The organism is Microbacterium wangyouchuni (assembly GCF_051546305.1).
Lineage (GTDB): Bacteria > Actinomycetota > Actinomycetes > Actinomycetales > Microbacteriaceae > Microbacterium.
In genome coordinates this window covers 168,610-191,936 of sequence record NZ_JBPTMA010000005.1, presented here as the reverse complement: position 1 = coordinate 191,936, position 23,327 = coordinate 168,610, and the positions used below count along the sequence as shown (strand labels likewise).

22 protein-coding genes are annotated in these 23,327 nt (G+C 65.1%); 12 read left to right on the top strand and 10 right to left on the bottom strand.

Annotation, left to right across the window (positions count from 1 at the left end; genetic code table 11):
• On the bottom strand, positions 1-1,923 hold the full coding sequence (locus ACSS7Z_RS12320; protein WP_438255117.1) for a BglG family transcription antiterminator: 1,923 nt from the start codon (positions 1,921-1,923) through the stop codon (positions 1-3).
• Between the two features lie 151 nt (positions 1,924-2,074).
• Between ACSS7Z_RS12320 and ACSS7Z_RS12315 the strand changes: the two genes are divergently transcribed.
• From ACSS7Z_RS12315 to ACSS7Z_RS12270, 10 genes are all read left to right on the top strand, one after another.
• Positions 2,075-2,392 (top strand): PTS sugar transporter subunit IIB, encoded by a 318-nt coding sequence (locus ACSS7Z_RS12315; RefSeq protein ID WP_438255115.1) that lies wholly within the window; start codon positions 2,075-2,077, stop codon positions 2,390-2,392.
• A complete protein-coding gene (locus ACSS7Z_RS12310; RefSeq protein WP_438255114.1) occupies positions 2,389-2,673 on the top strand; it encodes an HPr family phosphocarrier protein in 285 nt (94 codons plus the stop codon). Before ACSS7Z_RS12315 ends, ACSS7Z_RS12310 begins: the two co-directional genes overlap by 4 nt.
• Complete coding sequence (gene ptsP / locus ACSS7Z_RS12305; protein ID WP_438255113.1) at positions 2,670-4,355, top strand: phosphoenolpyruvate--protein phosphotransferase; 1,686 nt, start codon at positions 2,670-2,672, stop codon at positions 4,353-4,355. Before ACSS7Z_RS12310 ends, ptsP begins: the two co-directional genes overlap by 4 nt.
• Complete coding sequence (locus tag ACSS7Z_RS12300) at positions 4,352-5,914, top strand: PTS mannitol transporter subunit IIBC (RefSeq protein WP_438255112.1); 1,563 nt, start codon at positions 4,352-4,354, stop codon at positions 5,912-5,914. The genes ptsP and ACSS7Z_RS12300 overlap by 4 nt, the downstream gene beginning before the upstream one ends.
• A 61-nt stretch (positions 5,915-5,975) precedes the next feature.
• Positions 5,976-6,410 carry a PTS mannitol transporter subunit IIA gene (locus tag ACSS7Z_RS12295; protein WP_438255111.1) on the top strand — a complete coding sequence of 145 codons (435 nt, stop codon included), beginning with the start codon at positions 5,976-5,978 and terminating at the stop codon, positions 6,408-6,410.
• Positions 6,411-6,424: 14 nt separating this feature from the next.
• Entirely contained in the window at positions 6,425-7,582 is a 1,158-nt protein-coding gene (locus ACSS7Z_RS12290) for a mannitol-1-phosphate 5-dehydrogenase (RefSeq protein ID WP_438255235.1), read from the top strand.
• A gap of 76 nt (positions 7,583-7,658) precedes the next feature.
• On the top strand, positions 7,659-8,948 hold the full coding sequence (locus ACSS7Z_RS12285) for a flavin-containing monooxygenase (RefSeq protein ID WP_438255110.1): 1,290 nt from the start codon (positions 7,659-7,661) through the stop codon (positions 8,946-8,948).
• Positions 8,945-9,895, top strand: coding sequence for a bile acid:sodium symporter family protein (locus ACSS7Z_RS12280; protein WP_438255108.1), 951 nt, complete (start codon positions 8,945-8,947; stop codon positions 9,893-9,895). The genes ACSS7Z_RS12285 and ACSS7Z_RS12280 overlap by 4 nt, the downstream gene beginning before the upstream one ends.
• The gene (locus tag ACSS7Z_RS12275) at positions 9,892-10,863 is read left to right on the top strand and encodes an SDR family oxidoreductase (RefSeq protein ID WP_438255107.1); all 972 of its coding nucleotides are present in this window, start codon (positions 9,892-9,894) and stop codon (positions 10,861-10,863) included. Before ACSS7Z_RS12280 ends, ACSS7Z_RS12275 begins: the two co-directional genes overlap by 4 nt.
• Positions 10,864-10,903: 40 nt before the next feature.
• Positions 10,904-11,638 (top strand): alpha/beta hydrolase, encoded by a 735-nt coding sequence (locus ACSS7Z_RS12270; protein WP_438255105.1) that lies wholly within the window; start codon positions 10,904-10,906, stop codon positions 11,636-11,638.
• Here ACSS7Z_RS12270 and ACSS7Z_RS12265 read toward each other — a convergent pair whose 3' ends face one another.
• The 9 genes from ACSS7Z_RS12265 to ACSS7Z_RS12225 all read right to left on the bottom strand — a co-directional run bounded on the left by ACSS7Z_RS12265 (position 11,639) and on the right by ACSS7Z_RS12225 (position 22,256).
• Positions 11,639-12,793: a polysaccharide deacetylase family protein gene (locus ACSS7Z_RS12265; protein ID WP_438255104.1), complete on the bottom strand. Its 1,155-nt coding sequence runs from the start codon at positions 12,791-12,793 to the stop codon at positions 11,639-11,641.
• Between the two features lie 24 nt (positions 12,794-12,817).
• Entirely contained in the window at positions 12,818-13,936 is a 1,119-nt protein-coding gene (locus ACSS7Z_RS12260) for an adenosine deaminase (RefSeq protein WP_438255102.1), read from the bottom strand.
• Positions 13,937-14,008: 72 nt separating this feature from the next.
• A complete protein-coding gene (locus tag ACSS7Z_RS12255) occupies positions 14,009-15,304 on the bottom strand; it encodes a thymidine phosphorylase (protein WP_438255101.1) in 1,296 nt (431 codons plus the stop codon).
• Positions 15,301-15,699, bottom strand: a complete 399-nt coding sequence (locus tag ACSS7Z_RS12250; RefSeq protein WP_438255100.1) for a cytidine deaminase — start codon at positions 15,697-15,699, stop codon at positions 15,301-15,303. The genes ACSS7Z_RS12255 and ACSS7Z_RS12250 overlap by 4 nt, the downstream gene beginning before the upstream one ends.
• A 7-nt stretch (positions 15,700-15,706) precedes the next feature.
• Positions 15,707-16,987, bottom strand: a complete 1,281-nt coding sequence (locus tag ACSS7Z_RS12245) for an ABC transporter permease (protein ID WP_438255099.1) — start codon at positions 16,985-16,987, stop codon at positions 15,707-15,709.
• Positions 16,984-18,264 (bottom strand): ABC transporter permease, encoded by a 1,281-nt coding sequence (locus ACSS7Z_RS12240; protein ID WP_438255098.1) that lies wholly within the window; start codon positions 18,262-18,264, stop codon positions 16,984-16,986. Before ACSS7Z_RS12240 ends, ACSS7Z_RS12245 begins: the two co-directional genes overlap by 4 nt.
• A complete protein-coding gene (locus tag ACSS7Z_RS12235) occupies positions 18,261-19,805 on the bottom strand; it encodes an ABC transporter ATP-binding protein (protein WP_438255096.1) in 1,545 nt (514 codons plus the stop codon). The genes ACSS7Z_RS12240 and ACSS7Z_RS12235 overlap by 4 nt, the downstream gene beginning before the upstream one ends.
• A 110-nt stretch (positions 19,806-19,915) precedes the next feature.
• Complete coding sequence (locus tag ACSS7Z_RS12230; protein WP_438255095.1) at positions 19,916-21,013, bottom strand: BMP family lipoprotein; 1,098 nt, start codon at positions 21,011-21,013, stop codon at positions 19,916-19,918.
• 127 nt (positions 21,014-21,140) lie between these two features.
• Positions 21,141-22,256: a mannose-1-phosphate guanylyltransferase gene (locus tag ACSS7Z_RS12225; RefSeq protein ID WP_438255093.1), complete on the bottom strand. Its 1,116-nt coding sequence runs from the start codon at positions 22,254-22,256 to the stop codon at positions 21,141-21,143.
• A 166-nt stretch (positions 22,257-22,422) separates the two neighbouring features.
• Between ACSS7Z_RS12225 and sdhC the strand changes: the two genes are divergently transcribed.
• Together sdhC and ACSS7Z_RS12215 are read left to right on the top strand one after the other, a co-directional pair.
• The gene (gene sdhC, locus ACSS7Z_RS12220) at positions 22,423-22,857 is read left to right on the top strand and encodes a succinate dehydrogenase, cytochrome b556 subunit (protein WP_438255091.1); all 435 of its coding nucleotides are present in this window, start codon (positions 22,423-22,425) and stop codon (positions 22,855-22,857) included.
• A complete protein-coding gene (locus ACSS7Z_RS12215; RefSeq protein WP_438255090.1) occupies positions 22,857-23,312 on the top strand; it encodes a succinate dehydrogenase hydrophobic membrane anchor subunit in 456 nt (151 codons plus the stop codon). Before sdhC ends, ACSS7Z_RS12215 begins: the two co-directional genes overlap by 1 nt.
• Positions 23,313-23,327: the final 15 nt, after the last annotated feature.

Genomic DNA, 23,327 nt, shown 5'->3' with positions numbered 1-23,327 from the left:
TCAGCCGTCGATGACAGCGACCAGCTCGTCGAGCAGCCCTTCGAAGGTCGTACCGCGCCGCACGATCCGTTGCACGCTATCGCGCTCGCTGAACACCTCGACCAGCTGTTCGAACACCGTCTGGAACGCCGTGCGATCGCTCTCGCTGAAGGCGGCCAGCGCGACGACCTGCACGCGCCCCTCGCCCCAGGCGACAGAACCGTCCGCCACGCCAATCGCGATGGCGGTGCGCTGAGCGGTCATCTGCAGGGCGTGCGGCACCGCCAGCGCATCTGTGAACGCGGTCGACGACATCCGCTCACGCACGATCGTGTTCTCAACGTAGTCATCACCGATGAGGCCGGCATCCACCAGCAGTCCGCCGAGCCGGCGGATGACGGCTTCCTCACCCTCATCGGGCAGTGGGTGCACATAGGCGCCAGCGGAGAAGTATCGCGAGAGCTCCTCCCGCAGGTGCGTGAGTCGTCGCCCGCGCCTGATGCGCGCGGCAGTCTGCGAGACCCGCTCGACATCGGCGTCGGTGAGGAACGGCTGAATCCGCACGAAGCGGTCGCCGCTGGCTCCGGGGTCAATCGTGGTGAGAACGAGATCGGTGTCGATGCTCGCCCAGTCCGGGTCGACGGTGGTCACGACGCTCATGACCTCGACCGAGGAGCCCAGCGAGCGATCGACGCTAGAGCGCAGCAACTCGTGCAGTTCGTAATAGCCCGGGCACACGATTGTGGCTGTGAGGATCGTCTCGGCCTTGCGGCTTCGCTCGAGCCGACCGCCGATGTGCATAGCGATGTAAGCGATCTCGTCGTCGTGAATGGGCGCGCCCAGTCGGTCGTGCAGCCCGCTGGCGATAGAGACGGCGACCTCGAAGATCATCGGATATGACGACTTCAGAGAACGCGTCAGCGGATTGCGCGTCCAGGCCTGCTCCTCGGCGCGGCGCAGGAGATTCTGCACGTGCAGCGCGAGACGCAGGATGAAAGCCTCGTCGACAAGATCGACCTGGTAGTCCGCCGCCGCCTGCACGATCTCGGCGCGCACGGCGGCTTCAACGGCCGGGTCGACCCCGCTGCGCACCGCATCGGATGCCGTGCCCTGCCCCGGCGCGATGGCCCGGGTCAGCACCAGCGTCGCCAGATGGGCGCTGTCGCCGTCACCGAGGGCCACACCGAAGTGCTCGCCCGCGAGCCGGCTGATGACGCCGCCGAGCTTGGGAATCTCTTCCCACGTGCCGGCAAGCGGTGTCTCCAATGCGCGCCCGGCAGAGACGCGATCGGCGGCGATCGCGATGTGCAGGAGCACATCCGAGATCGCCAGTTCGTTGACGAAGTAGCCGAGCTCACCGAGCTCGCGCACCAGTGCCGTCTTGAACGGAGCCACGGCGTGGGCGGCGACCGTCGTGCCGGTCAGTGCGCGACGAATGCTCTCCGGATGGAACGACCCGGTATCCATCTCGTCGTGCGCCAGCCTGCTCAATAGCCGCCGTTGGGCGACTTCAGTTCCGCGCAGACGAACGACTTCGCGGTCGCGCTCCAGCCGGAGCTCGCCGGTTCCCAGCAGGCCCCGCACGCGGGTGAGGTCGGACTCCACCGTCGCCTCGCTCACATGCATCCGCTCAGCGGTCTGATAGATGTCGATGCCGTCAGCCGCGTCCAACAGCATCCGCACCAGTGCGTGCAGGCGGTCGCGTGGCGCTGATTCTCCGGCGACGCGAATGCGCAGTGCGTCGTGCGCACCGATGCCGGCGCGGTACCCGGCGGGCCCGGATTCGACTGCGTCGGCGGCAGGAGTACGCGCGTTGAGGGATGCGACATAGGAGCGGATGCTGCGCGGCGTGACCCCGAGCACATCGGCGAGGCTGGCTGCCGTCGCCCAGTCGTCCTGACGCAGCAATGCCTGCAGGAGCTGGTCCTGACGCTGGCGCGACATCGTCCTCCTCCGCTGAGTGCGTTGGTTTCCCATGATGCCAGTCCGGGGAGCATCCGGGGGCGACGCCCGGTGTTCCGCAGGGGCGGAAAGGAACCTGGTGGCATCCCTCACAGGAATTTCCCAGAATGGAGAACAGGAAGAGGTGGCATCAATGAGGATTCTGGTGGTGTGCGGCGCGGGCGCATCGAGCACGTTCGTCGCACAGCGACTCCGACGAGCGGCATCCGACGCAGGCTTCGACTGGGACACGTCCGCCGGGACGGAAAGCACCGTCGCCACAGCCTTCGCCGATCTCGTCCTCATCGGCCCGCACCTCTCCGGACGCCTCGATGCAATCGGTGCCGCAGCCAGCGGAACCGTCGCCGTACTTCCGGCTGATGTGTTCGCCGATCGTGACGGCTCCCGTACTCTCGCGATCGCTCAGACCGCGATCTCCGCCTCCTCATCCGCTGCGAAAGGAACATCATGACTGCTGTCTCACGAACCGTCCGAATCGGCTCATCCCACGGCTTGCACGCCCGCCCGGCGAAGATCTTCGCCCAGGCAGCTAAAGAGTCCGGCATCCCGGTGACCATCGCCAAGGATTCCGGCAAACCGGTCAACGCCGCCAGCATCCTCGGCATCATCGCCCTCGCCCTCGAGTACGGCGACTATGTGACGCTGTCGGCTGAGGGAGACGGAGCGGACGGTGTGCTCGACGCGCTGACCGAGCTGATCACCACCGATCACGATCAGGAGTCAGCGGGATGACTGAGCTCAGAGGAGTCGGCATCGGCTCAGGCGTCGCTCAAGGGCCGGTCGTCCGCATGGCTGAGGCGTTGCCAGACCCGGAGAGCACTCCCAGCGCTCTCGGCGTGGAAGCGGAGCGCACGCGTGCGCGTGAAGCGGTCGCGGCGGTTGCCGCAGAGCTGCAGAAGCGCGCTGACGCCGCCGGCGGATCCGCTCAGGAAGTGCTCGAAGCCCAGGCAATGATCGCCGAAGATCCGACGCTGCAAGACGAGGTCGACACGCGAATCGACGACGGCAGCACCGCCGAGTGGGCCGTGCACGACGCCTTCGCCGGATTCCGCGCGACGTTGGAAGCCGTCGGAGGCTATCTCGGCGAGCGCGCCGCAGACCTCGACGACATCGCCCAGCGCGTGCTCGCCGAACTGCGCGGCGTCGCCGCTCCCGGTGTGCCCGATCCCGGGCATCCCTTCGTGCTCGTCGCACGCGATCTCGCCCCTGCCGACACAGCCCTACTGAACCTCGACCAGGTGCTCGCCCTCGTCACCAGCGACGGCGGCCCGACCTCCCACACCGCGATCCTCGCTCGGGAGAAGGGCATCGTCGCGATCGTGGGGGCGGCGGATGCTCCGTCGCTGCAGAACGGGACGATGGTGATCGTCGATGCCGGTGCGAACACCGTCACCACCGACCCCAGCGTCGAACAGCTCGGACGCGCAGCGCAGCGGGCAGCCGCACGCAACGCCGCCGAGAGCGCACCGCCGACACCGGGCGCACTCGCCGATGGCACGGCGATCGCTCTGCTGGCGAACCTGGGAAAGCCGGCTGACGCCGAAGACGCGGTGGCCCGTGGCGCTGAGGGCGTCGGACTGTTCCGCACCGAGTTCCTCTTCCTCTCCTCCGCGCAGGCGCCGACCGTCGCCGAACAGCGCCAGTCCTACCAGGAGTTACTGGCCGCATTCAGCGGCAAGAAGGTCGTGGTGCGGATGCTGGATGCCGGCGCCGACAAGCCCCTGGCCTTCCTCAACGACGCCCATGAGGAGAACCCGGCGCTGGGGCTTCGCGGGTTGCGCTCCCTGCGCGCCAGCGAAGACATCCTGCGCGAACAGCTCACCGCGCTCGCCGAGGCGGATGCGGCTACCGATGCTGATCTGTGGGTGATGGCGCCGATGGTGACCACCGTCGAGGAGACGGAGTACTTCACCTCTCTCGCCCGTGAGTACGGTATCAAGACGGCCGGGGTCATGGTCGAGGTTCCCGCCAGCGCGCTGCTCGCCGACCGGGTGCTCGCGCACGCGGATTTCGCTTCGATCGGGACGAACGACCTCACCCAGTACACGATGGCCGCTGACCGCATGCTCGGTTCGGTCGCAGGCTTCCAGGATCCCTGGCATCCGGCCGTGCTGCGTCTGGTCGGTGAGGTCGGCGCCGCCGGCGTCCGCACCGGAAAGCCGGTCGGAATCTGCGGTGAAGCCGCCGCCGACCCGCTGCTGGCCGTCGTGCTGGTGGGCCTGGGCGCCACCAGTTTGTCGATGGCACCCGCCGCGCTCGCAGATGTTCGACTCGCGCTCTCAGAGCGCACCCTCGATGAGGCCAAGCGCCTTGCCGAAGTGGCACTGGCGGCGGATGACGCCACCGGTGCACGCAATGCCGTGGCAGATGCTGCCGCGGTCCTCCCTTCACACCAGAAAGAGACGACATCATGACGACGACGTCAACAGAGGCGCCGAAGAAGGGCGGCCTCAGAGTACGCGTGCAGAAGTTCGGCACGTTCCTGTCCGGCATGGTGATGCCGAACATCGCAGCATTCATCGCCTGGGGCTTCATCACCGCGCTATTCATCCCCGACGGCTGGCTCGGCAGCAACAGCCCGGTCGAGTCCTGGCAGTGGGCCGACTCCGCCATTCTCGGTGGCGGCACGATCGGCGATGTCAACTACCCCGGCCTCGTCGGCCCGATCATCACGTACCTGTTGCCGCTGCTGATCGCGTTCACGGGCGGCCGGATGGTGCACGGGCACCGCGGTGGTGTCGTGGGCGCCGTCGCGGCGATGGGCGTCATCAGCGGTGCCGATGGCACCGTGATGTTCCTCGGTGCCATGATCGTCGGCCCGCTGACCGCGCTCGTACTGAAGTGGGTTGAGAAGCCGTGGGAAGGCAAAGTCAAGCCCGGCTTCGAGATGCTCGTCGATAACTTCTCGGCTGGCTTCGTGGCCTTCTTCATGGCACTGGGATCGTTCTTCTGGCTCGCGCCCGTCATGCGCTGGATCACCGACATCCTCGGTAGCGCTGTGGGCTGGCTCGTGGAGACCGGACTGCTGCCGCTGGCGAGCATCATCGTCGAGCCCGCCAAGGTGCTGTTCCTGAACAACGCCATCAACCACGGTGTGTTCACTCCGCTCGGAACCGAGCAGGTTCAGGAGACCGGACGCAGCCTGTTGTTCCTCATCGAGGCCAACCCCGGGCCCGGCGCGGGCATGCTGCTCGCGCTGACCGTGTTCGGTGTGGGCGTCGCCCGGGCGACAGCGCCTGGCGCGTTCATCATCCAGTTCCTCGGCGGTATCCACGAGGTGTACTTCCCGTACGTGCTCGCAAAGCCCATGCTGATCCTCGGTCTGATCGCCGGTGGTATGACCGGCGTGGCCACCAACATGATTTTCCAGGCGGGTCTCGTCGCTCCGGCGGCCCCGGGATCGATCTTCGCGGTGCTCATCCAGACTGCCCCGGGCAGCCACCTCGGTGTGATCTGCTCGGTGGTGTTCTCCGCAGCGGTAACGTTTGCCATCTGTGCGCCGATCCTGCTCGCCTCCCGCAAGCGCGACATCGCAGCCGAAGCCGCCAGCGGCGACCCGCTGGCCGCAGCGATCGCGAAGACCGAGGCGAACAAGGGCAAGTCCTCCAGCACACTGTCCGGCATGGCCGCAGCAGCATCCGCGACCACGGCATCGGCCACCGCCGTCGCCACCGCTCCGATCCGCAACATCGTGTTCGCCTGCGACGCGGGAATGGGCTCGTCCGCCATGGGCGCAAGTGTGCTCCGCAACAAGCTGAAGAAGGCCGGAGTCGAAGGCGTCACCGTCGTCAACCAGGCCATCGCGAACCTCGACGGCACAGCCGACCTGGTGATCACCCAGCAGCAGCTGACCGATCGCGCGAAGGGGCAGTCCCCGAACTCGCTGCATGTTTCCGTCGACAACTTCATGAATGCCCCGCAGTATGAAGAGGTCGTCGAGATGGTGCGCGAGCAGAAGGAATCCGACGAGTAATCGATCTGGTGGGGGCGGATGCGAGCTGCATCCGCCCCCACCTCACAATGAAGGAGAAATCATGGGCATTCTGACAATCGGCCAGGTTCGTATCCACGCCGGATCCGCCACCCAGGATGACGCGCTGCAGGAGGCGACCGATATCCTCGTCGCGGCTGGCGCCGTCACTCCCGCTTACGTCGATGCGATGCGTCTGCGCGAAGAGACGGTGTCGACCTTCATGGGCAATGGCCTGGCCATCCCGCACGGCACCAACGAGACCAAGTCCGCGATCCTCGATTCTGGACTGTCCGTCGTCCGTTACGACGGCGGCGTGGACTGGGCCGGCGACCAAGCCACCTTCGTGATCGGCATCGCCGGTCGAGGCGACGAGCACCTCGAGATTCTCTCCCAGATCGCGATCCTGTTCTCCGAAGAGGACGACGTCGCGAAACTCAACGCCGCACAGACTCCCGATGAGCTGTTCGCCCTGCTCTCTGCTGTCAATGAATCATGAGCGGTGAACGCGGGATGAAAGCCGTTCACTTCGGCGCCGGCAACATCGGACGCGGGTTCGTCGGTCTGCTGCTGCACGAGGGCGGCTACGAACTCGTCTTCTCCGATGTCGCTGACGCCCTGGTGGATGCCATCAACGCCGCCGACTCGTACACCGTCCACGAGGCGGGCCCCGGCGGCGTCGATCACGTCGTCACCGGCTTTCGCGCGGTGAACAGCAAGACCGATCCGGATGCCGTGGCAGATGAGGTCGCGACCGCAGACGTAGTCACCTGCGCTGTCGGGCCGACCGTGCTGCGCTTCATCGCACCGGCCATCGTTGCAGGACTCAGCCGCCGCTCCGCCGATCGCGCGCCGGTGAAGGTCATGGCCTGCGAGAACGCCATCGGTGCAACCGATCAGCTGCGTGTCGAGATCGAGAAGGCTGCGGGCGTTGACGCGGTCGAGATCCTCGGCCGCGCAGTCTTCGCGAACACCGCGGTCGATCGGATCGTGCCCGCACAGCCGGAAGGCGGCGGCGTCAACGTCACCGTGGAGCCGTACTTCGAATGGGCGATCGAGGCGGGCCCCTTCAACGGTGACCTGCCGAACATTCCCGGCGCACATTTCGTGGACGACCTCGGCCCATACATCGAGCGCAAGCTCTTCACGGTGAACACCGGACATGCGGCGACGGCATACTTCGGCGCGCTGGCAGGGATCGAGCGGATCTCGGACGCCCTCGCCGATCCGAGCATCGCCGCCCGCGTCAGCGCTGCACTGGAGGAGACCTCAGCGATGCTCACCGCCGTGCACGGCCTGGATCCGGCTGAGCTCGCGGAGTACCGCGCCACGATCCTGGATCGGTTCCGCAACCCCGCTCTCGTTGACACCGTGGCGCGCGTGGGGCGCCAGCCCTTGCGTAAGCTCTCCCGCCATGAACGCTTCATCGGCCCGGCTGTCCAGGCCGCTGAACGCGACCTGTCGACGCGGGCACTCGTGGATGCTGTCGCCGCCGCCGTCGCATTCGACGACCTTGCCGATGAGCAATCCGTTGAGCTGAAGCGGATGCTGCTCTCCGAGGACGCCGATGTACTCACCTCGACCGTCACCGGGCTCGAGCCGGAGCATCCGCTCTTCGCCGCCGTGCACGAGGTGTTCGTCGCGCGGCAGCGCGACTTGCGTATGGACTGAACTCCGCGGCTACGATCAAGGGGTATCCGCTCTACCCGAAGGGGCGGATCGTGCACACCGTCGTGCGGGGAGAAGAATGAGCAGTTTTGCCATCATCGGTGCCGGCCCCTCGGGCCTGGCCGCAGCCCGAGCGCTGCAGAAACGTGGCATCAAGGTCGACGGCTACGAGTCCTCGCACCGGGTGGGCGGGCTCTGGGACATCGACAATCCGCGCAGCACGATGTATGCCTCGGCGCACCTGATCTCATCACGAACGACCACCGAGTTCGCCGAGTTCCCGATGCGCAGCAGGGTCGACTATCCCGATCACCGGGTGCTGCGGCAGTACTTCCAGGATTACGCCGATCACTTTGGCCTCGCCGCCCTGTTCCGCTTCGACACCCGGGTGATGCGCCTTCAGCCGCGTGACGGTGGTTGGGATCTCACCTCGACCGGGCCCGACGGCGAGAGCACCCGCTGGTACGCGGGCGTCATCCTCGCCAATGGCACGCTCGCCGAGCCGAGTGTGCCGACGTTTCGCGGGTCGTTCTCCGGTCAGATCATGCACACCAGCGCATACAAGAACGCCAGCGAACTCGATGGCAAGCGGGTGCTGATCATCGGTGCGGGAAACTCCGGATGCGATATCGCCGTCGACGCCGTTCACCATGCGACATCGGTGGATATGAGCGTGCGGCGCGGGTATTACTTCGTGCCGCGCTACCTATTCGGTCGCCCCTCCGACACGCTCAACCAGGGCCGCCCGCTGCCCGCCCGGATCAAGCAGGCTATCGACACCCGTGTACTGAAAGCGTTCACCGGGGATCCGGTGCGATTCGGGTTCCCGAAGCCGAACTACCGCCTCTACGAATCGCACCCGATCGTGAACACGATGGTGCTGAATCATCTGGGGCAGGGCGATCTGCGCATCCGCGCCGACATCGACCGGTTCGACGGCAACACGGTGCACTTCGCCGACGGCACGAGCGGTGACTACGACCTCGTGCTCCTCGCGACCGGCTACTCGCTGAATTATCCGTTCGTCGATCGTGAGCACCTCTCCTGGCACGGCGCGGCTCCTCGGCTGTTCTTGAACATGTTCCCGGCCTCGTTCAACGGGCTGTACATGATGGGGATGATCGAGGCATCCGGCATCGGCTGGCAGGGCCGGTTCGAGCAGGCTGAGCTGCTTGCCGCGTTCCTCGCCGCGGCCGAGCGCGACCCCGCCCGCGCGGAGCGCTTCCGCGCTCGGGTCACCGGTGAGCCCTGGCCGGACGTCACCGGCGGCTATCACTACCTCGGTCTTGACCGCATGGCGTACTACGTGAACAACTATGCGTACCGCGCGGCCGTGCGTGCCGAGCGCACCGCGATGGATGCCGCGTGAACGTCGACGATGTCACCCTGAGTTTCACTCCCGGGTCCCTCACGATCTTGAACGTCGTGCTGGGTCTGATCATGCTCGGCATCGCTCTGGACACCGCCCCGAGCGACTTCCGGGTCGTGGCCAAGCATCCGAAGCCGTTCATCATCGCGATCCTCGCGCAACTGCTGCTGTTACCCCTCGTCACCTTCGCTCTGACGCTGGTGCTGCCGGTGACAGCATCCATGGCGATGGGGATGATCCTGGTGGCATGCTGCCCACCGGGAAACATCTCGCAGGTGCTCACGCACCGCTCCGGCGGCAACGTGGCACTATCGGTGTCGATGACCGCCGTCGGCAACCTGCTCTACATCATCGCGATGCCGCTGAGCATCGCCTTCTGGGGTTCGCTGCACCCCACCGCAAGCACCGTGCTGAAGCAGGTGGCGCTGGAACCGATGAAGATGCTGCTGGAGATCGTACTCATCATCGGTGTGCCCTTCGCCGTCGGGCTTCTGGTGCGCGCGAAGCTGCCTGTCGTTGCCGCGAAGGCGCACCCGTTCGTGAAGTGGTTCAGCCTGATCGCTCTGGTCGGCTTCATCGTCGTGGCTCTCGTGGGCAACTGGTCGGTCTTCATCCAGGTGCTCGGGGTCATCCTGCTCGTGGTGACGGTGCACGATGCGGTCGCGCTCGCTCTCGGATACGGCACAGCCGTCGCCGGAGGCCTGGGCACCCGCGAACGCAAAGCGATCACCTTCGAGGTCGGCATCCGCAATGCCGGGCTCGGCCTGGGACTCGTGTTCGCGTTCTTCGATGGTCTCGGCGGCATGGCGATCGTTGCCGGGTGGTGGGGCATCTGGGACATCATCGCGGGACTCGTGGTCGCCAGCCTCTGGGCACGTCATACGCGCAAGCGCACCGGATCGGCGTCCGGTGACGCGAGCGCCCGCCGCACGGCGGACGGTACATGAGGCGCGTTCTCATCACCGGCGGGAGCGGTTTTCTCGGCACGCATGTCGCCTCGATGCTCGCGGTGCGTGAGGATGTGGAAATCGTGGTCGCGGCGGATCTGCGCGCCAGCGCTGCACAACGTGGCCACGCGCATGCCGACGTCACTCACGTCGTGCTGGATGTGACGGATGCCGCGAGCATCGCTCCCGTGCTGCGGGAACACCGCATCGACACCGTGGTGCACCTCGCCGCCATCGTCAACCCCGGCGCTGATGTCGATCTCGAGTACCGCGTCGATGTGACCGGTTCCGCAAATGTGCTGGCGGCATGCGTGGAGGCGGATGTGTCGCGCATTGTGGTGTCCAGTTCCGGGGCCGCCTACGGCTATCACCCTGACACCCCGGAGTGGATCAACGAGTCCCAGCCGCTGCGCGGCAATGACGCTTTTCCCTATTCGAAGCACAAGCGGATGGTCGAGGAGATGCTCGCGGAGTACCGCGACACGCATCCGGACTTGGAACAGGTGATATTCCGCATCGGCACGATCCTCGGTCCCGACGTGCACAACCAGATCACGGCGCTCTGGGATGGGCGGCGGATCCTGCGCATTGCCGGTTCCGATTCCCCCTTCGTTTTCATCTGGGTCGATGATGTCGCCGCGGCGATGGTGCGTGCCGCAACCGACGGCCCGGCCGGGATCTACAACGTGGCAGGCGACGGACGCCTCACCGTGTCGGAGATCTCAGCACGGCTGGGTAAACCGCTGCTGACGATCCCGGCGTGGGTGCTGGTCGCTGCGCTCGGGATCGGACGGATGCTGCGGCTGACACCCCACGGCCCGGAGAAGGTGCCGTTTCTGCGTTACCGCCCGGTTCTGGCGAATGACCGGCTGAAGGCTGATTTCGGATTCACACCGACCCGAACCAGTCGCGAAGCGTTCGAGGAGTATCTGGCGACGCATCCGCACGTCGTCGCTTCCCGGACCTGACCGCCCGTCCGAGCGGAGCAGCCCAGATACTCTGGACGTTGTGCACGAGAAGCGACGCCGCCGGATCATGGCCAGAGTTGGATGGGGCATCCTCATCCTCATTGTTCTGCTGCTCGGCGGCGTGCTCGCATGGACTCAGATCGGCGTGATGGCAGCGGAGAAGACCCCGCTCACGAGCGCGCTGGACAACCCACACATCACGATCGAGGATGCCCCGGAGGGCATCGTGCTCTCCCCCACAGACGGCGATTCCGAGATCGGGCTGGTGCTCATTCCCGGGGCCAAGGTTGATCCGTGGGCGTACGTCGCCATCCTGCAGGGTGTGGCTGAAGAGGGCACCACGGTCGTGATCACCCGGCCCTGGCTGAATCTGGCGTTCTTCGATCTTCGCGGACTGGATGCCTTCACCTCCGCTGCGCCGGAGATCGATTCCTGGGGCGTCGGCGGACACTCTCTGGGCGGCGTGCGCGCTTGCCAGCTGGCGGCGGATGCCGAAGCTCTCGTGCTGTTCGGATCGTATTGTGCCACCGACCTCTCGGCCACAGATCTCGACGTGCTGAGCCTCGCCGGCAGCGAGGACGGGCTATCGACGCCCGCCAAGATCGCGGATGCGCGGCATCTGCTCCCAGAAAGTGCTGAGCTGATCGAGATTGATGGCGCATCCCACGCGTCCTTCGGTGACTACGGGTCGCAGGCAGGTGACGGCACCCCGACGATCTCTGAAGACGAGATGCACGCGATCGTCACCGACCTGGTCAGCTCATTCCTGAACTGATCACCCGATGCGTGAGATCAGCGAGTCCAACCCCATCCCGTAGTCGATCCGCACCACCGGCAGGGCGTATTTATCGGTGCCGATGACGACCTTCCCCGGTTCAATGGTGCGCGCCATCTCGTAACCAGCATCTGCGACGCCCTGCTTCGCGGTGTCGTTGAAGTGCCCATAGGGATAGGCGATCACCTCTCGCGCGCCGAGGATGTCTCCCGAGGTGTTGAGATCGGCGGCGATCTCCGCGGCCGTCCAATTCACCATCAGGCCATCGCCGTTGGCGCCAGCCTGGTGCATGTCGTGCGTGTGCGAGCGGCGCAGCACATACGGCGACGGCGCCGGGTCGGAGCGGTAGGCGGTCACCATGAACGACGTGGCGAGAACCTGCTGCTGCGCCACGATTGGTACAGCCAGATCGAACCAGGTCTGATCGGCGTCGTCATCGGTCACGATCACCGAACGCTGAGGCAGGTGGAGCCGTCCGTCGATGAAGGCGCTCAGCTCATCCCAGGTCGGCAGGTAGAACCCGGTCGAGGCGATATGCGTCATGTGTGCTTCGAAATCACCGATGTAGGCGTAGTTGCCGCGCAGCCAACCATCCTCGCCCTCCGGGCGGGTGGTGAACTGGTGATACATCAGGATCGGCACCTCGGTACCGGCCGCCGCGTTCTGCTCGGCGGGCATCCATGATCCGAACAGCTCGATCTGCTGATCCTCGCACACGACAGCATCCGAACCGTTGATGCGCGCTTCCGGTTGGAACGCGGCCGCAGCCTCCGCAGTGGTGTACCAGCCTCCGAAGGCCATCCCGTCGCGGGCCGGAATCGGAAGCGCCGCGTACAGAGCGTCCTGCCGCTGGAGCAGAGGATCGTCGGCGATGCCGTCACCGGTGAAGCTCACCACGCACGCCAGCGGATCATCGGCATCGGCCAGCAGCTTTTCCACGGGCGTCAGCACGGTCTGCTCTGGCGTGGGCGCCGGCGACGTGGTCGCAGGCGACACCTCGGCCTCAGCGGGGGCGCGCAGGCTCGACAGCACGACGGTCAGGCTCACGCCCAGCACGACGACCACAGCAATCGCACTGATCAGCCAGATCCGCCGATTGCGCCGAATCCGCGCTCGTCGCTCGGTGCGCTGACTTCGACTGCTCTCGGTGCCCATAGTGAGAATCCTATGGGCTGAGCGTCATACGCCCCGGAATCCCTCAGCAATCATCTCGACGAGTTCTTCGCGCTCTTCCACCGGCAGGAACGCTGCCGAAGCGGCATTGAACTGAAAAGTCTCGAGGTCGTCGAGATCGTAGCCGAACGCTTCGACGAGAAGAGCCAGCTCACGGGTAAGCGATGTTCCGCTCATCGTGCGGTTGTCGACGTTCACCGTGACGGAGAATCCGAGCTGGTAGAGCAGATCGAAGGGGTGATCGGCAATGTCACTCCCCCACGCTTCGATGGCGCCGGTGTGCACGTTCGACGACGGCGACAACTCGAGCGGGATCTCCCGGTCGCGCACCCAGCGCGCCAGGTCGCCGAACTTCACCTGCACCTCATCGCCCTCGCGGGTGATGACATCCAGGTCAGAGACCAGACGCACACCGTGGCCCAGACGCAGCGCGCGTCCATCCAACAGAGCGCTGCGAATGGATGCGAGCCCTGCCGCTTCCCCGGCGTGCACCGTGACCGGCATGAAGTTCTCGGCCAGCAGATCGAAAGCCGCACGGTGATCGGATGCCGGGAATCCATCTTCGGGACCAGCGATATCGAAACCGACCACACCGCTATCGCGGTGGTTGAGGGCTAGTTCGGCAATCTTCAGCGAGCGATCGCCGTGACGCATCGCGCTGAGAATCTGACCGATCCGGATGCTGTGCCCGTCGCGGTCAGCGAGATCCTCGCCCTGTTCAAGCCCCTGCTGCACCGCCTCGACAGCCTCATCGAGCGACAGCCCGCCTGCCAGATGCTGCTCGGGAGCCCAGCGGACTTCGCCGTAGATCACGCCGTCGGCGACCAGGTCCTGGACGAACTCACGCGCGACGCGAGTCAGGGCGGGAGCGGTCTGCATGACGCCGACGGTGTACTCGAACGCCGTGAGGTACGCCTCCAGCGAGTCGGTGTCACTCTGCTTCGCGAACCAGTTGCGGAGTCCTTGTTCGTCACTGGCGGGCAGTTCAAGACCGGCCTCGGCGGCGAGTTCGATGATCGTAGCCGGGCGCACGGCGCCGTCGAGATGATCGTGCAACGAGATCTTCGGCAGGGCGCGCAGCGAGACGCCGTCGATCTTGATGTCACCGTCGGAGGCGATCGCCATGGGTTTTCCTCTCAGAGACCGGCGCCTGATCCCGGATCCTGTCCCAGGTGAACGCGCGGCGGATATTCCAGCCTACGCGGTGATGCGCTCGCGAACGAGCGGTCCGACAGTCGGGGCCGCATCGCCGATCGCCCAGGCACCCTCGAGCGCGTCCAGTGCACGCGGGAAGCGGGACTCATCTTCGGCAGACAGCGTGAACAGCGGCTGCCCAGCAGTGACCCGATCGCCCGGTTTAGCGTGCAGATCGATGCCGGCAGCATGCACGACCTGGTCTTCAGCGCGTGCGCGGCCGGCGCCGAGACGCCATGCCGAGATACCGAATGGCAGCGCATCGAGTTGTGTGACGATGCCATCGGCAGGAGCCGTAACGACATGGGTCTCGCGTGCCACTGGCAGCGCAGCATCCGGGTCACCGTCCTGCGCGCGGATCATCGCCTTCCAGGTGTCCATCGCCCGCCCATCGTCCAACGCCGCTTCGACGTCAGCATCCGGGAGTCCGGCCAGTGCGAGCATCTCGCGGGCCAGGGCGATGGTGAGCTCGCGCACGTCGGCGGGTCCGGCGCCGGCGAGAATCTCAACGGATTCGCGCACCTCATTGGCGTTGCCGATAGCCAAGCCCAGCGGCACGTTCATGTCAGTCAGCAGCGCGGTGGTCGCCACTCCCGAGTCGGTACCGAGGGCGACCATCGTGCGCGCGAGCTCGCGGGCACGGTCGATATCCTGCATGAATGCGCCGGAGCCGAACTTCACGTCCAGCACCAGGGCGTCGGTGCCCTCGGCGATCTTCTTCGACATGATGCTCGAGGCGATCAGCGGGATCGCCTCGACGGTTCCGGTGACATCGCGCAGGGCGTACAACTTCTTGTCGGCCGGGGCCAGGCCCGAGCCGGCAGCGCAGATCACGCTGCCGACGTCGCCCTGCATCTGGGCGAACATCTCCTCATTGCTGAGCGCCGCACGCCAGCCGGGAATCGATTCGAGCTTGTCGAGCGTTCCGCCAGTGTGGCCGAGGCCTCGGCCACTCAGCTGCGGCACGGCGACGCCGAAAGATGCCACCAGCGGAGCCAGCGGCAGGGTGATCTTGTCGCCGACGCCACCTGTGGAGTGCTTGTCGACGGTCTTCTTGCCGAGGCCCTCGAAGTTCATCCGCTCACCGGAAGCGATCATCGCGTCCGTGAGCACGCGGATCTCATCGCGCTGCATGCCGCGCTGGTAGATCGCCATCGCGAATGAGGCCATCTGAGCGTCTGAGACGTATCCGCGGGTATAGGCGTCGATCATCCAGCGCAGCTCGGATTCAGGAACGATGCCGCCGTCACGCTTCGCGCGAATGACGTCAATGGCGTCGTAGGGTTCGGGGGTGCTCATCGGATCGTCTCCAGATCTCGCGGGCCGAATGCATCCGGCAGGACTTCGTCAATGGTGCGGATGCCGGACACTGTCTCCAGCAGCATCTCCGGCATCGCGTGTTCATAGAGCAGCTGACGGCAGCGTCCGCACGGCATGATCGTCTGCCCGTCGCCGTTCACGCAGACGAACGCGACCAGCTGCCCACCGCCGGACATATGCAGGTCACCGACCAGTGCGCATTCCGCGCACAGTCCGACACCGTAGGAGGCGTTCTCGACGTTGCATCCCGAGACGATCCGCCCATCGGCGACGAGGGCGGCCGCCCCCACCTTGTAGCGCGAATATGGCGCGTATGCCCGGTGCATGGCTTCGGTTGCGACGTGACGCAACTCGTCCCAGTCGATGTCAGTCATATTTCCTCTAGCTCTTGATGTACGGTTCGCCGGATGCCGCTGGCGGACGAGAGCGTCCAACCAGACCCGCCACGGCGAAGATCGTCACGACATACGGCAGCATCAGCATGAATTGGCTGGGCACCGGAGACCCGATGACGCTGAGCACACCCTGCAGGTTCGTGGCGAAGCCGAACAGCAACGCTGCCAGGGTCGCTCGGATCGGATCCCACTTACCGAAGATCACCGCGGCCAGCGCGATATACCCCGCGCCCGCGGTCATCTCGCGACCGAACTGCGGGTTCGTGACCAGCGTGTAGAACGCGCCGCCCATACCGGCAATGGCTCCGGCGAGCATCACGTTCCAATACCGGGTCGGAATCACCTTGATACCGACCGTGTCCGCGGCCTGCGGGTGCTCGCCGACCGCACGCAGGCGCAGTCCCCAGCGCGTGCGGTACAGCCCGAACCAGACGAGGAACACCGTGATGTACATCAGGTACACGATGATCGTCTGACGAAACAGCACCGGCCCCAACACCGGGATCTCACTCAGTAGCGGTATCGGAATCACCGGGAACAGCGTGGGCGAGTTCAACGTGGCGTCATTGGGGTTCAGCACCTGGCGGTAGAGGAACGTCGTGAGGCCGGCGACCAGCACGTTGAGCACGACACCCACGATGACCTGGTTGACGTAGTACGTGATCGTGAAGACGGCCAGCACCAGAGCCACCAGCACTCCGGCAAACATCGCAGCGACCAGGCCGGCCCACGGACTTCCCGTTGCGGATCCGACGACCGCGGCCATGAAGGCACCGGCAAGCAGCTGCGCCTCGATGGCGATGTTGACAACGCCGACGCGTTCGCCGATCACACCGCCCAGCGCACCGAAGATCAGCGGCGTCGCCAGCGCGAGCGCTCCGCCCAGCAGACCGATCATCGGCAGCGTTCCACCGGCAGCAGCCCAGGCCAGGAAGCCGATCATCAGGATGACGACGTAGATGACGGTGAGCCACAGCGGCAATTTCCGCTTCGCACGCGTCCAGACCACAGCCAGCACGGTCACGGCGGCAAGCAGCACCACGGCGATCCAGGCGGTGAGGTTCGCCGGCAGGACGATCTCAGGGAGTTGAATGGCCGCTTCGGCTGAGCGGACAAGTCGGAAGGTGCTGGCGCCCTCACGCGGAACGAGCAGCGGCAGCAGCGCGAACAGCACAGTGAACAGTCCGAAGATGATCGGCGTCTTCCATGAGGTGACAGTGACGTGGCGCTGCTCGTCGCTGACGACCGTTTCGACGGTGGCGGTCATGCGGACACCTCCTCGGCGATCTGCGCGGCATTCTTCCGCTTCTTCTTTGGCTTCTTTCTTCGTGCGCCGGGCTGCGGCAGACCGAAGATCGCACGCACCAGCGGCGGGGCGGCGATGAACAGCACGATCAGCGACTGCACCACGAGCACGATCTCAATCGGCACGTTCTCCGACGCCTGCATAGCGAAGCCACCGGCCTTGAACGCGCCGAACAGGATGCCGGCGGCAAGAATGCCCAGCGGCGTGGAGCGGCCCAGCAGCGCGACGGTGATTGCGTCGAAGCCGATACCGGCGTCGATGTCGCCGCCGAATCCGCTGGTGACGGTTCCGAGCATCTGGCTGACACCGGCGATGCCGACCAGACCACCGGCGATCATCATCACGAGGAAGTACATCTTTCCGACGCTGATGCCAGCAACACGCGCGGCTGCCGGGTTCTCCCCCACCGCACGGAATCGGAATCCGAGGCTGGAGCGCTCAAGCAGCCACCAGGTGAACGCCACCGCGATCAGCGCCAGGATGAAGCCAGCGTGCAGCTTGTACTGCGGCCCGAGGATGCCGGGTAGGATGGCCGATTCGGCCATCGCCGCGGTCTTCGGGTTCTTGGACCCCGGAGCTTGCAGGATGCCCTGCGTTGCCAGCATCCAGGCGAGCAGATAGACCGCGATGTGGTTGAGCATGATCGTGACGATCACCTCGTGCGCGCCTGTGCGCGCCTTCAGGATGCCGGCGATACCAGCCCACAGCGCACCAGCGACGATGCCGGCGATGATCGCGACCAGCATGTGCATCGGCCACGGCAGGTTCATGCTTGTGCCCACCCAGCCAGCGGCGGCTGCAGCCATCAGCATCTGGCCCTGACCGCCGATATTGAACAGGCCGGCGCGGAACGCGAGACCGACACCCAGACCAGCCGCAATCAGTGGAGTCGCGAACTTCAGGGTCTCGGTGAACGGCTTGATGCCCGCCGCGAAGCCGTCGACGCGGAAGTTGTAGATCGCGCCTTGAAAGAGCGCCGTGTATGCACCGGAGATGGACGCCCAAACCGCGGCGAGCATGTCCTGCGGGCGAGAGAAGAAGTAGCCGGCTGTCCGCTGCACGTCAGGGTCCGTGAACGCGATCATGATCGCCCCGGCGATCAGGGCCAGGATCACGGAGAGCACCGAGATCATGCCGTTGCCTGTGGTGATCCGGCGGAAAGCACCCTGCCAGCGGGAGGGTTCAGTTCCGAAGTCTCCCGGCGGGGAGACGATCGGCTTCATGTCGGTGCTGCTCATGCGCCAGCCTCCTCGGTCGATTCGCTCACTGAGCCTGTCGAAGTGCTGGCCATGCCGGCCATCATCAGACCGATCTTCGCGCGGCTGATGTCGCCGGGGACGATGCCGACGACCTTGCCGCGATACATCACCATGATGCGGTCGGCGAGGGCTGCGGCCTCATCGAGTTCGGTAGAGATGACGACCACGGGGATTCCCGAGTCACGCGTTTCGATGATGCGTTTGTGGATGAACTCGATCGAGCCGACGTCCACTCCGCGGGTGGGCTGCGCGGCCACGAACAGAGAAAGTTCTCGGCTCAGCTCACGCGCAAGTACGACCTTCTGCTGGTTGCCGCCCGACAGGTTGCCGGCCTGCTGCCAGGGCCCCTGCGTGCGGATGTCGAACTCTTCGATCTTCTCGTGGGCGAAGGTGTCAAGAGCTTTCAGCTGCAGGGTGCCGGCGGTGACGAAGGGGGCGCCCACTGAGCGGTCCAGCATCAGGTTCTCGGCGATCGAGAACTCCTTCACGAGTCCGTCAACGCTGCGATCCTCCGGAACGAACCCGACCCCGTCATCGAGAATCTGGCGCACCGACTGGCCGAGCATTTCCTTGCCATTGAGCTTGATGCTTCCTTCAACCCGCGGCTGCAATCCGACGATCGCCTCGGTGAGTTCGGTCTGTCCGTTGCCCTGTACACCGGCGATGACGAGCACCTCACCGGCGCGCACCGAGAACGAGACGTCATCGACAAGCACGGTGCCGAACGGATCGGTGACGGTCAGCCCCTGCACGACGAGGGATTCCTCCCCCAGCTTCGGAGCTTCCTTGTGCACGGTCAGTTCAACCGCGCGCCCCACCATGAGCGAGGCAAGCTCTTCATTGCTGGCAGTCGGAACAGCTTCGCCGACGACCTTGCCGAGGCGGATCACCGTGATGCGGTCAGCGACCTCGCGCACCTCGCGCAGCTTGTGCGTGATGAAGACGATGGATGTGCCGGATTCCTTGAGCTGGCGCATCGTCGCCATCAGCTCATCGGTTTCCTGCGGTGTCAGCACGGCGGTGGGCTCATCGAACACGAGCACCTTCGCGTCGCGCGACAGCGCCTTGATGATCTCTACCCGTTGCTGCACGCCGACAGGCAACTCCTCGACGATCGCATCCGGGTCGACATGAAACCCAAACCGGTCGGAGATCTCGCGCACCATCGCGCGAGCCGCTGCAAGATCAAGTCGCCCGCCGAAGCGGGTCTTCTCGTGCCCGAGCATGACGTTCTCGGCCACCGTGAATACCGGGATCAGCATGAAGTGCTGGTGCACCATTCCGATGCCGGCTTCCATCGCATCGCCAGGGCCGGCGAAGTGCTGTTCGACGTCGTCGAGCAGGATTTCACCGTCGTCGGCCTGATACAGGCCGTAAAGAACGTTCATCAGCGTTGACTTGCCCGCACCGTTCTCACCGAGGAGACAGTGGATTTCTCCCGGTTCGATCGTGAGATCGATGTGATCGTTGGCAGTCAGCGCGCCGAACCTCTTCGTTATGCCGCGCAGTTCAAGCTTCATGTGTCAGATCCTAACCAGCAAAGGTGCTTCATCCCAGGCGCCTGTAAACACCCGAACATCGGCAAGGGGAGACCGGCTGGTGGCCGGCCTCCCCTTGGTGATCGTCTCGATCAGTCGAGGTACGAGGTGACGGTGACGTCACCGTCGATGATCTGCTGCTGCAGGTCCTGGACAGCGGTCCACAGCGCAGGGTCTACCTTGTCTTCGAAGTTGTGCAGTTCGGCGATGCCGACGCCGTCGTTCTCGAGGGTTCCGATGTAAGCCTCGGAGTCGAACTCGTCGTTCGCGCTGCTCATGGTTGCCTCATACACCGAGAGCTTCATGTCCTTGAGGATGGAGGTCAGGACGAAGTCCTCAGTGCTCGGGTCCGTGACGAACAGGTCAGCGTCAGCGCCGATCAGGGCGATGTCGCGGTTCGACTCCTTGATCGCCTGCAGACCCGACTGGTAGATCGGTCCGCCGACGGGCAGCAGCACATCGACGCCCTGGTCGATGATGTTCTGCGCGACGGTCTTCGCCTCGGGGCCAGCTTCGAAGCCACCGGTGAAGGAACCGGTCGATCCGTCCCAGCCGACGACCTCGACGGCGGTGCCGTTCTGCTCGTTGTAGTAGTTGACGCCCTGGTAGAAGCCGTCCATGAAGATCGTCACGGTCGGGAATTCCATGCCGCCGTAAGTGCCGACCTTGCCGGCCTCCGAGTAACCAGCCGACAGGTAACCGGCGAGGAATGCGGCCTCAGCCGTGTTGTACAGCAGCGGCTTGACGTTGTCGGCATCCTTCTCGCCGTCGAAGTCGTTGTCGGCAGCGTCGTCGACGAGGATGTAATCGATGCCCTCGTTGGCCAGTGCGCTCTCGACGGTGGCTGCCGAGAGGGCGAAGCCGACCGAGATGACCGCGTTGCAGCCCTGGGAGACCAGGCTCTCCAGGTTCGGGGCGAAGTCGGTCTCGCTGTTGGATTCGACGTTCTTGTACTCGACGTCGAGCTCGGCGGCCGCCTGCACCATGCCCTCGTAGGAGAGCTGGTTGAACGACTTGTCATCGAAGCCACCGGCGTCCGAGACGATGCAGGGCAGGAAATCGATGGCCTCGCCGCCGCCGGCGGTCCCGCCGTCGGTCTCTTCCGGAGCTGCTCCACAGCCGGCCAATGCGACGGCCACGCCGGTCGCCACGAGCGCTGCGAGTGCGCGCTTCTTGGTGGTAATAGTCACGTTAGCCTCCACGAGTACTGGCCTGCGCCAATCGCAAGGCCCCACTGTACAAGTTACCCAGTGTTACGCATCCATTGAGAACACTTGCGGTTAATGGTTATAAACCCGAAACAGACCGCGAGCTTCTTTAGAGAACATCTCCACGACCGGTCAGTTTGAGCGACTCGACGACGCCCTTCACCCGCTGAGCGTGCTCGGTCGTGGTGACCAGCAGTGCGTCTGGAGTGTCGACGACCACGATGTCCTTCACCCCGACGAGGCTGATAACGCGTTCGGTCTGGCTGACGAGGATCCCGGTGGCGGCATCCGACAGCACCCGGGCCTTCGGACCCAGGACGGCAAGATCGTTCTTGCGGCCATTGCTGATGAGCTTCGTAAGCGAGGCGAAGTCTCCCACGTCATCCCAGTCGAAGTGCCCCGGGATCACGGCGAGGCGCCCCTTATCTGCCGCGGGCTCTGCGACCGCATAGTCGATGGCGATCTTCTTGATGTTCGGCCAGATGCGGTCAACGGCGGGCCCGCGCCGTTCGCGGTCGTCCCAGGCCTCGGCGAGCTCGAGCAGGCCGGCATGCAGTTCCGGTTCGTTCGCTGCGAGCTCATCCAGCAACACGCTCGCCTGGGAGATGAACATGCCCGCGTTCCACAGGAACGAGCGGTCGGCGAAATAGGTCTTGGCCGTCTCCAGGTCGGGCTTCTCCACGAAGCGCACCACCGTCGCGGCCTCCGGCGCACCGTCGACGACGAGCTCGTCACCCTTCTCGATGTAACCGAATCCGACGGAGGGCTCCGAAGGCTGGATGCCGATCGTGCAGATGTAACCGGCGCGTGCGACCGCGACTGCCTGCTGCACGGCGAACTCGAAAGTGCGGGTTCCGCGGATGACGTGGTCTGCCGCGAACGCCCCGATGATCACATCGGGATCGCGGCGGTGCAGGATCGCGGCGGCGAGGCCGATCGCTGCTGCCGAGTCGCGGGGTTCGGACTCCAGGAACACGTTCATGTCGGCGATGCCGGGAAGCTCCGCTTCGACCGCTGCCCGATGCGCGCGTCCGGTGACGACCGCGATGCGGTCGGGTCCGGTCATCGGCTCCAGACGATCCCAGGTGTCGCGCAGCAGCGAATTGCCTGACCCGGTGAGGTCGTGCAGGAATTTGGGCGCATCTGCTCTCGAGAGCGGCCACAGCCTGCTGCCGATGCCACCGGCGGGGATCACTGCATAGAAGTCGTCGAACGGCTCGGTCATGACACCAGCGTATCCCTCCAAAACAATCTTGATATCGAGATACTTAGGTGAGCCTTCCTCGTCCCGACACAGGAACCGGAATAGGATAGGACTCGATCGGGCACCCCTGCGCTCAGTTCGGACTCAGGATGCGGTGCCGACAACGCATCGACCAGGGAGGACGACCGTGTCCGCAGGCACTCGCTTGACACCGTCGATTTCGGAAACCACGTCCAAAGCCCCACGCGGAACCCTCTATCGAGGACGCGAAGGCATGTGGTCGTGGGTGCTTCATCGCATCACCGGAGTCGCAATCTTCTTCTTCCTGTTAGTGCATGTGCTCGACACGGCGCTGATCCGGGTCTCCCCTGAGGCGTACAACGCCGTGATCGGCACCTACAAGAACGAGATCATGGCACTGGGTGAAGTCGTCCTGGTCGCTGCGATCATCTTCCACGCGATGAATGGCCTGCGCATCATCCTGATCGACTTCTGGTCGCAGGGCGCACGTTTCCAGCGGCAGATGTTCTGGGGCGTCATCGCCGTCTGGCTGATCCTCCTCGGTGGGTTCGCCGGCCGTCACCTCGCGCTCGCATTCGCCGGATTCGGAGGAGGCCACTGATGTCTGCACAGACCACTGTCGCACCGGCGCGCCGCAGCCGCGGAATCAACCTCGAGAAGTGGGGCTGGGTGTTCATGCGAGCATCCGGTGTCGTACTGATCGTGCTGATCTTCGGCCACCTGTTCGTCAACCTGATGACCGGTGACGGCATCCACGCCCTGGACTTCGCGTTCATCGCCGGCAAGTTCGCCACGCCGTTCTGGCAGTGGTGGGATGTGCTGATGCTGTGGCTGGCTCTCATCCACGGTGGCAACGGCATGCGCACCATCGTCAATGACTATGTGATCAACCCGAAGATCCGTAAAGCCCTGGTCTGGGCGATCGGCCTCGCGGCTGCACTGCTGATCGTGCTGGGCACCCTGGTCGTCTTCACCTTCGACCCATGCCTCGGCCTCACCGAGGGCAGCGCACTCGTGGCCGAATGCGCCGCTATGGGCGTATTCCCCGCCAACTGAGCTGAGAAGAGAGCA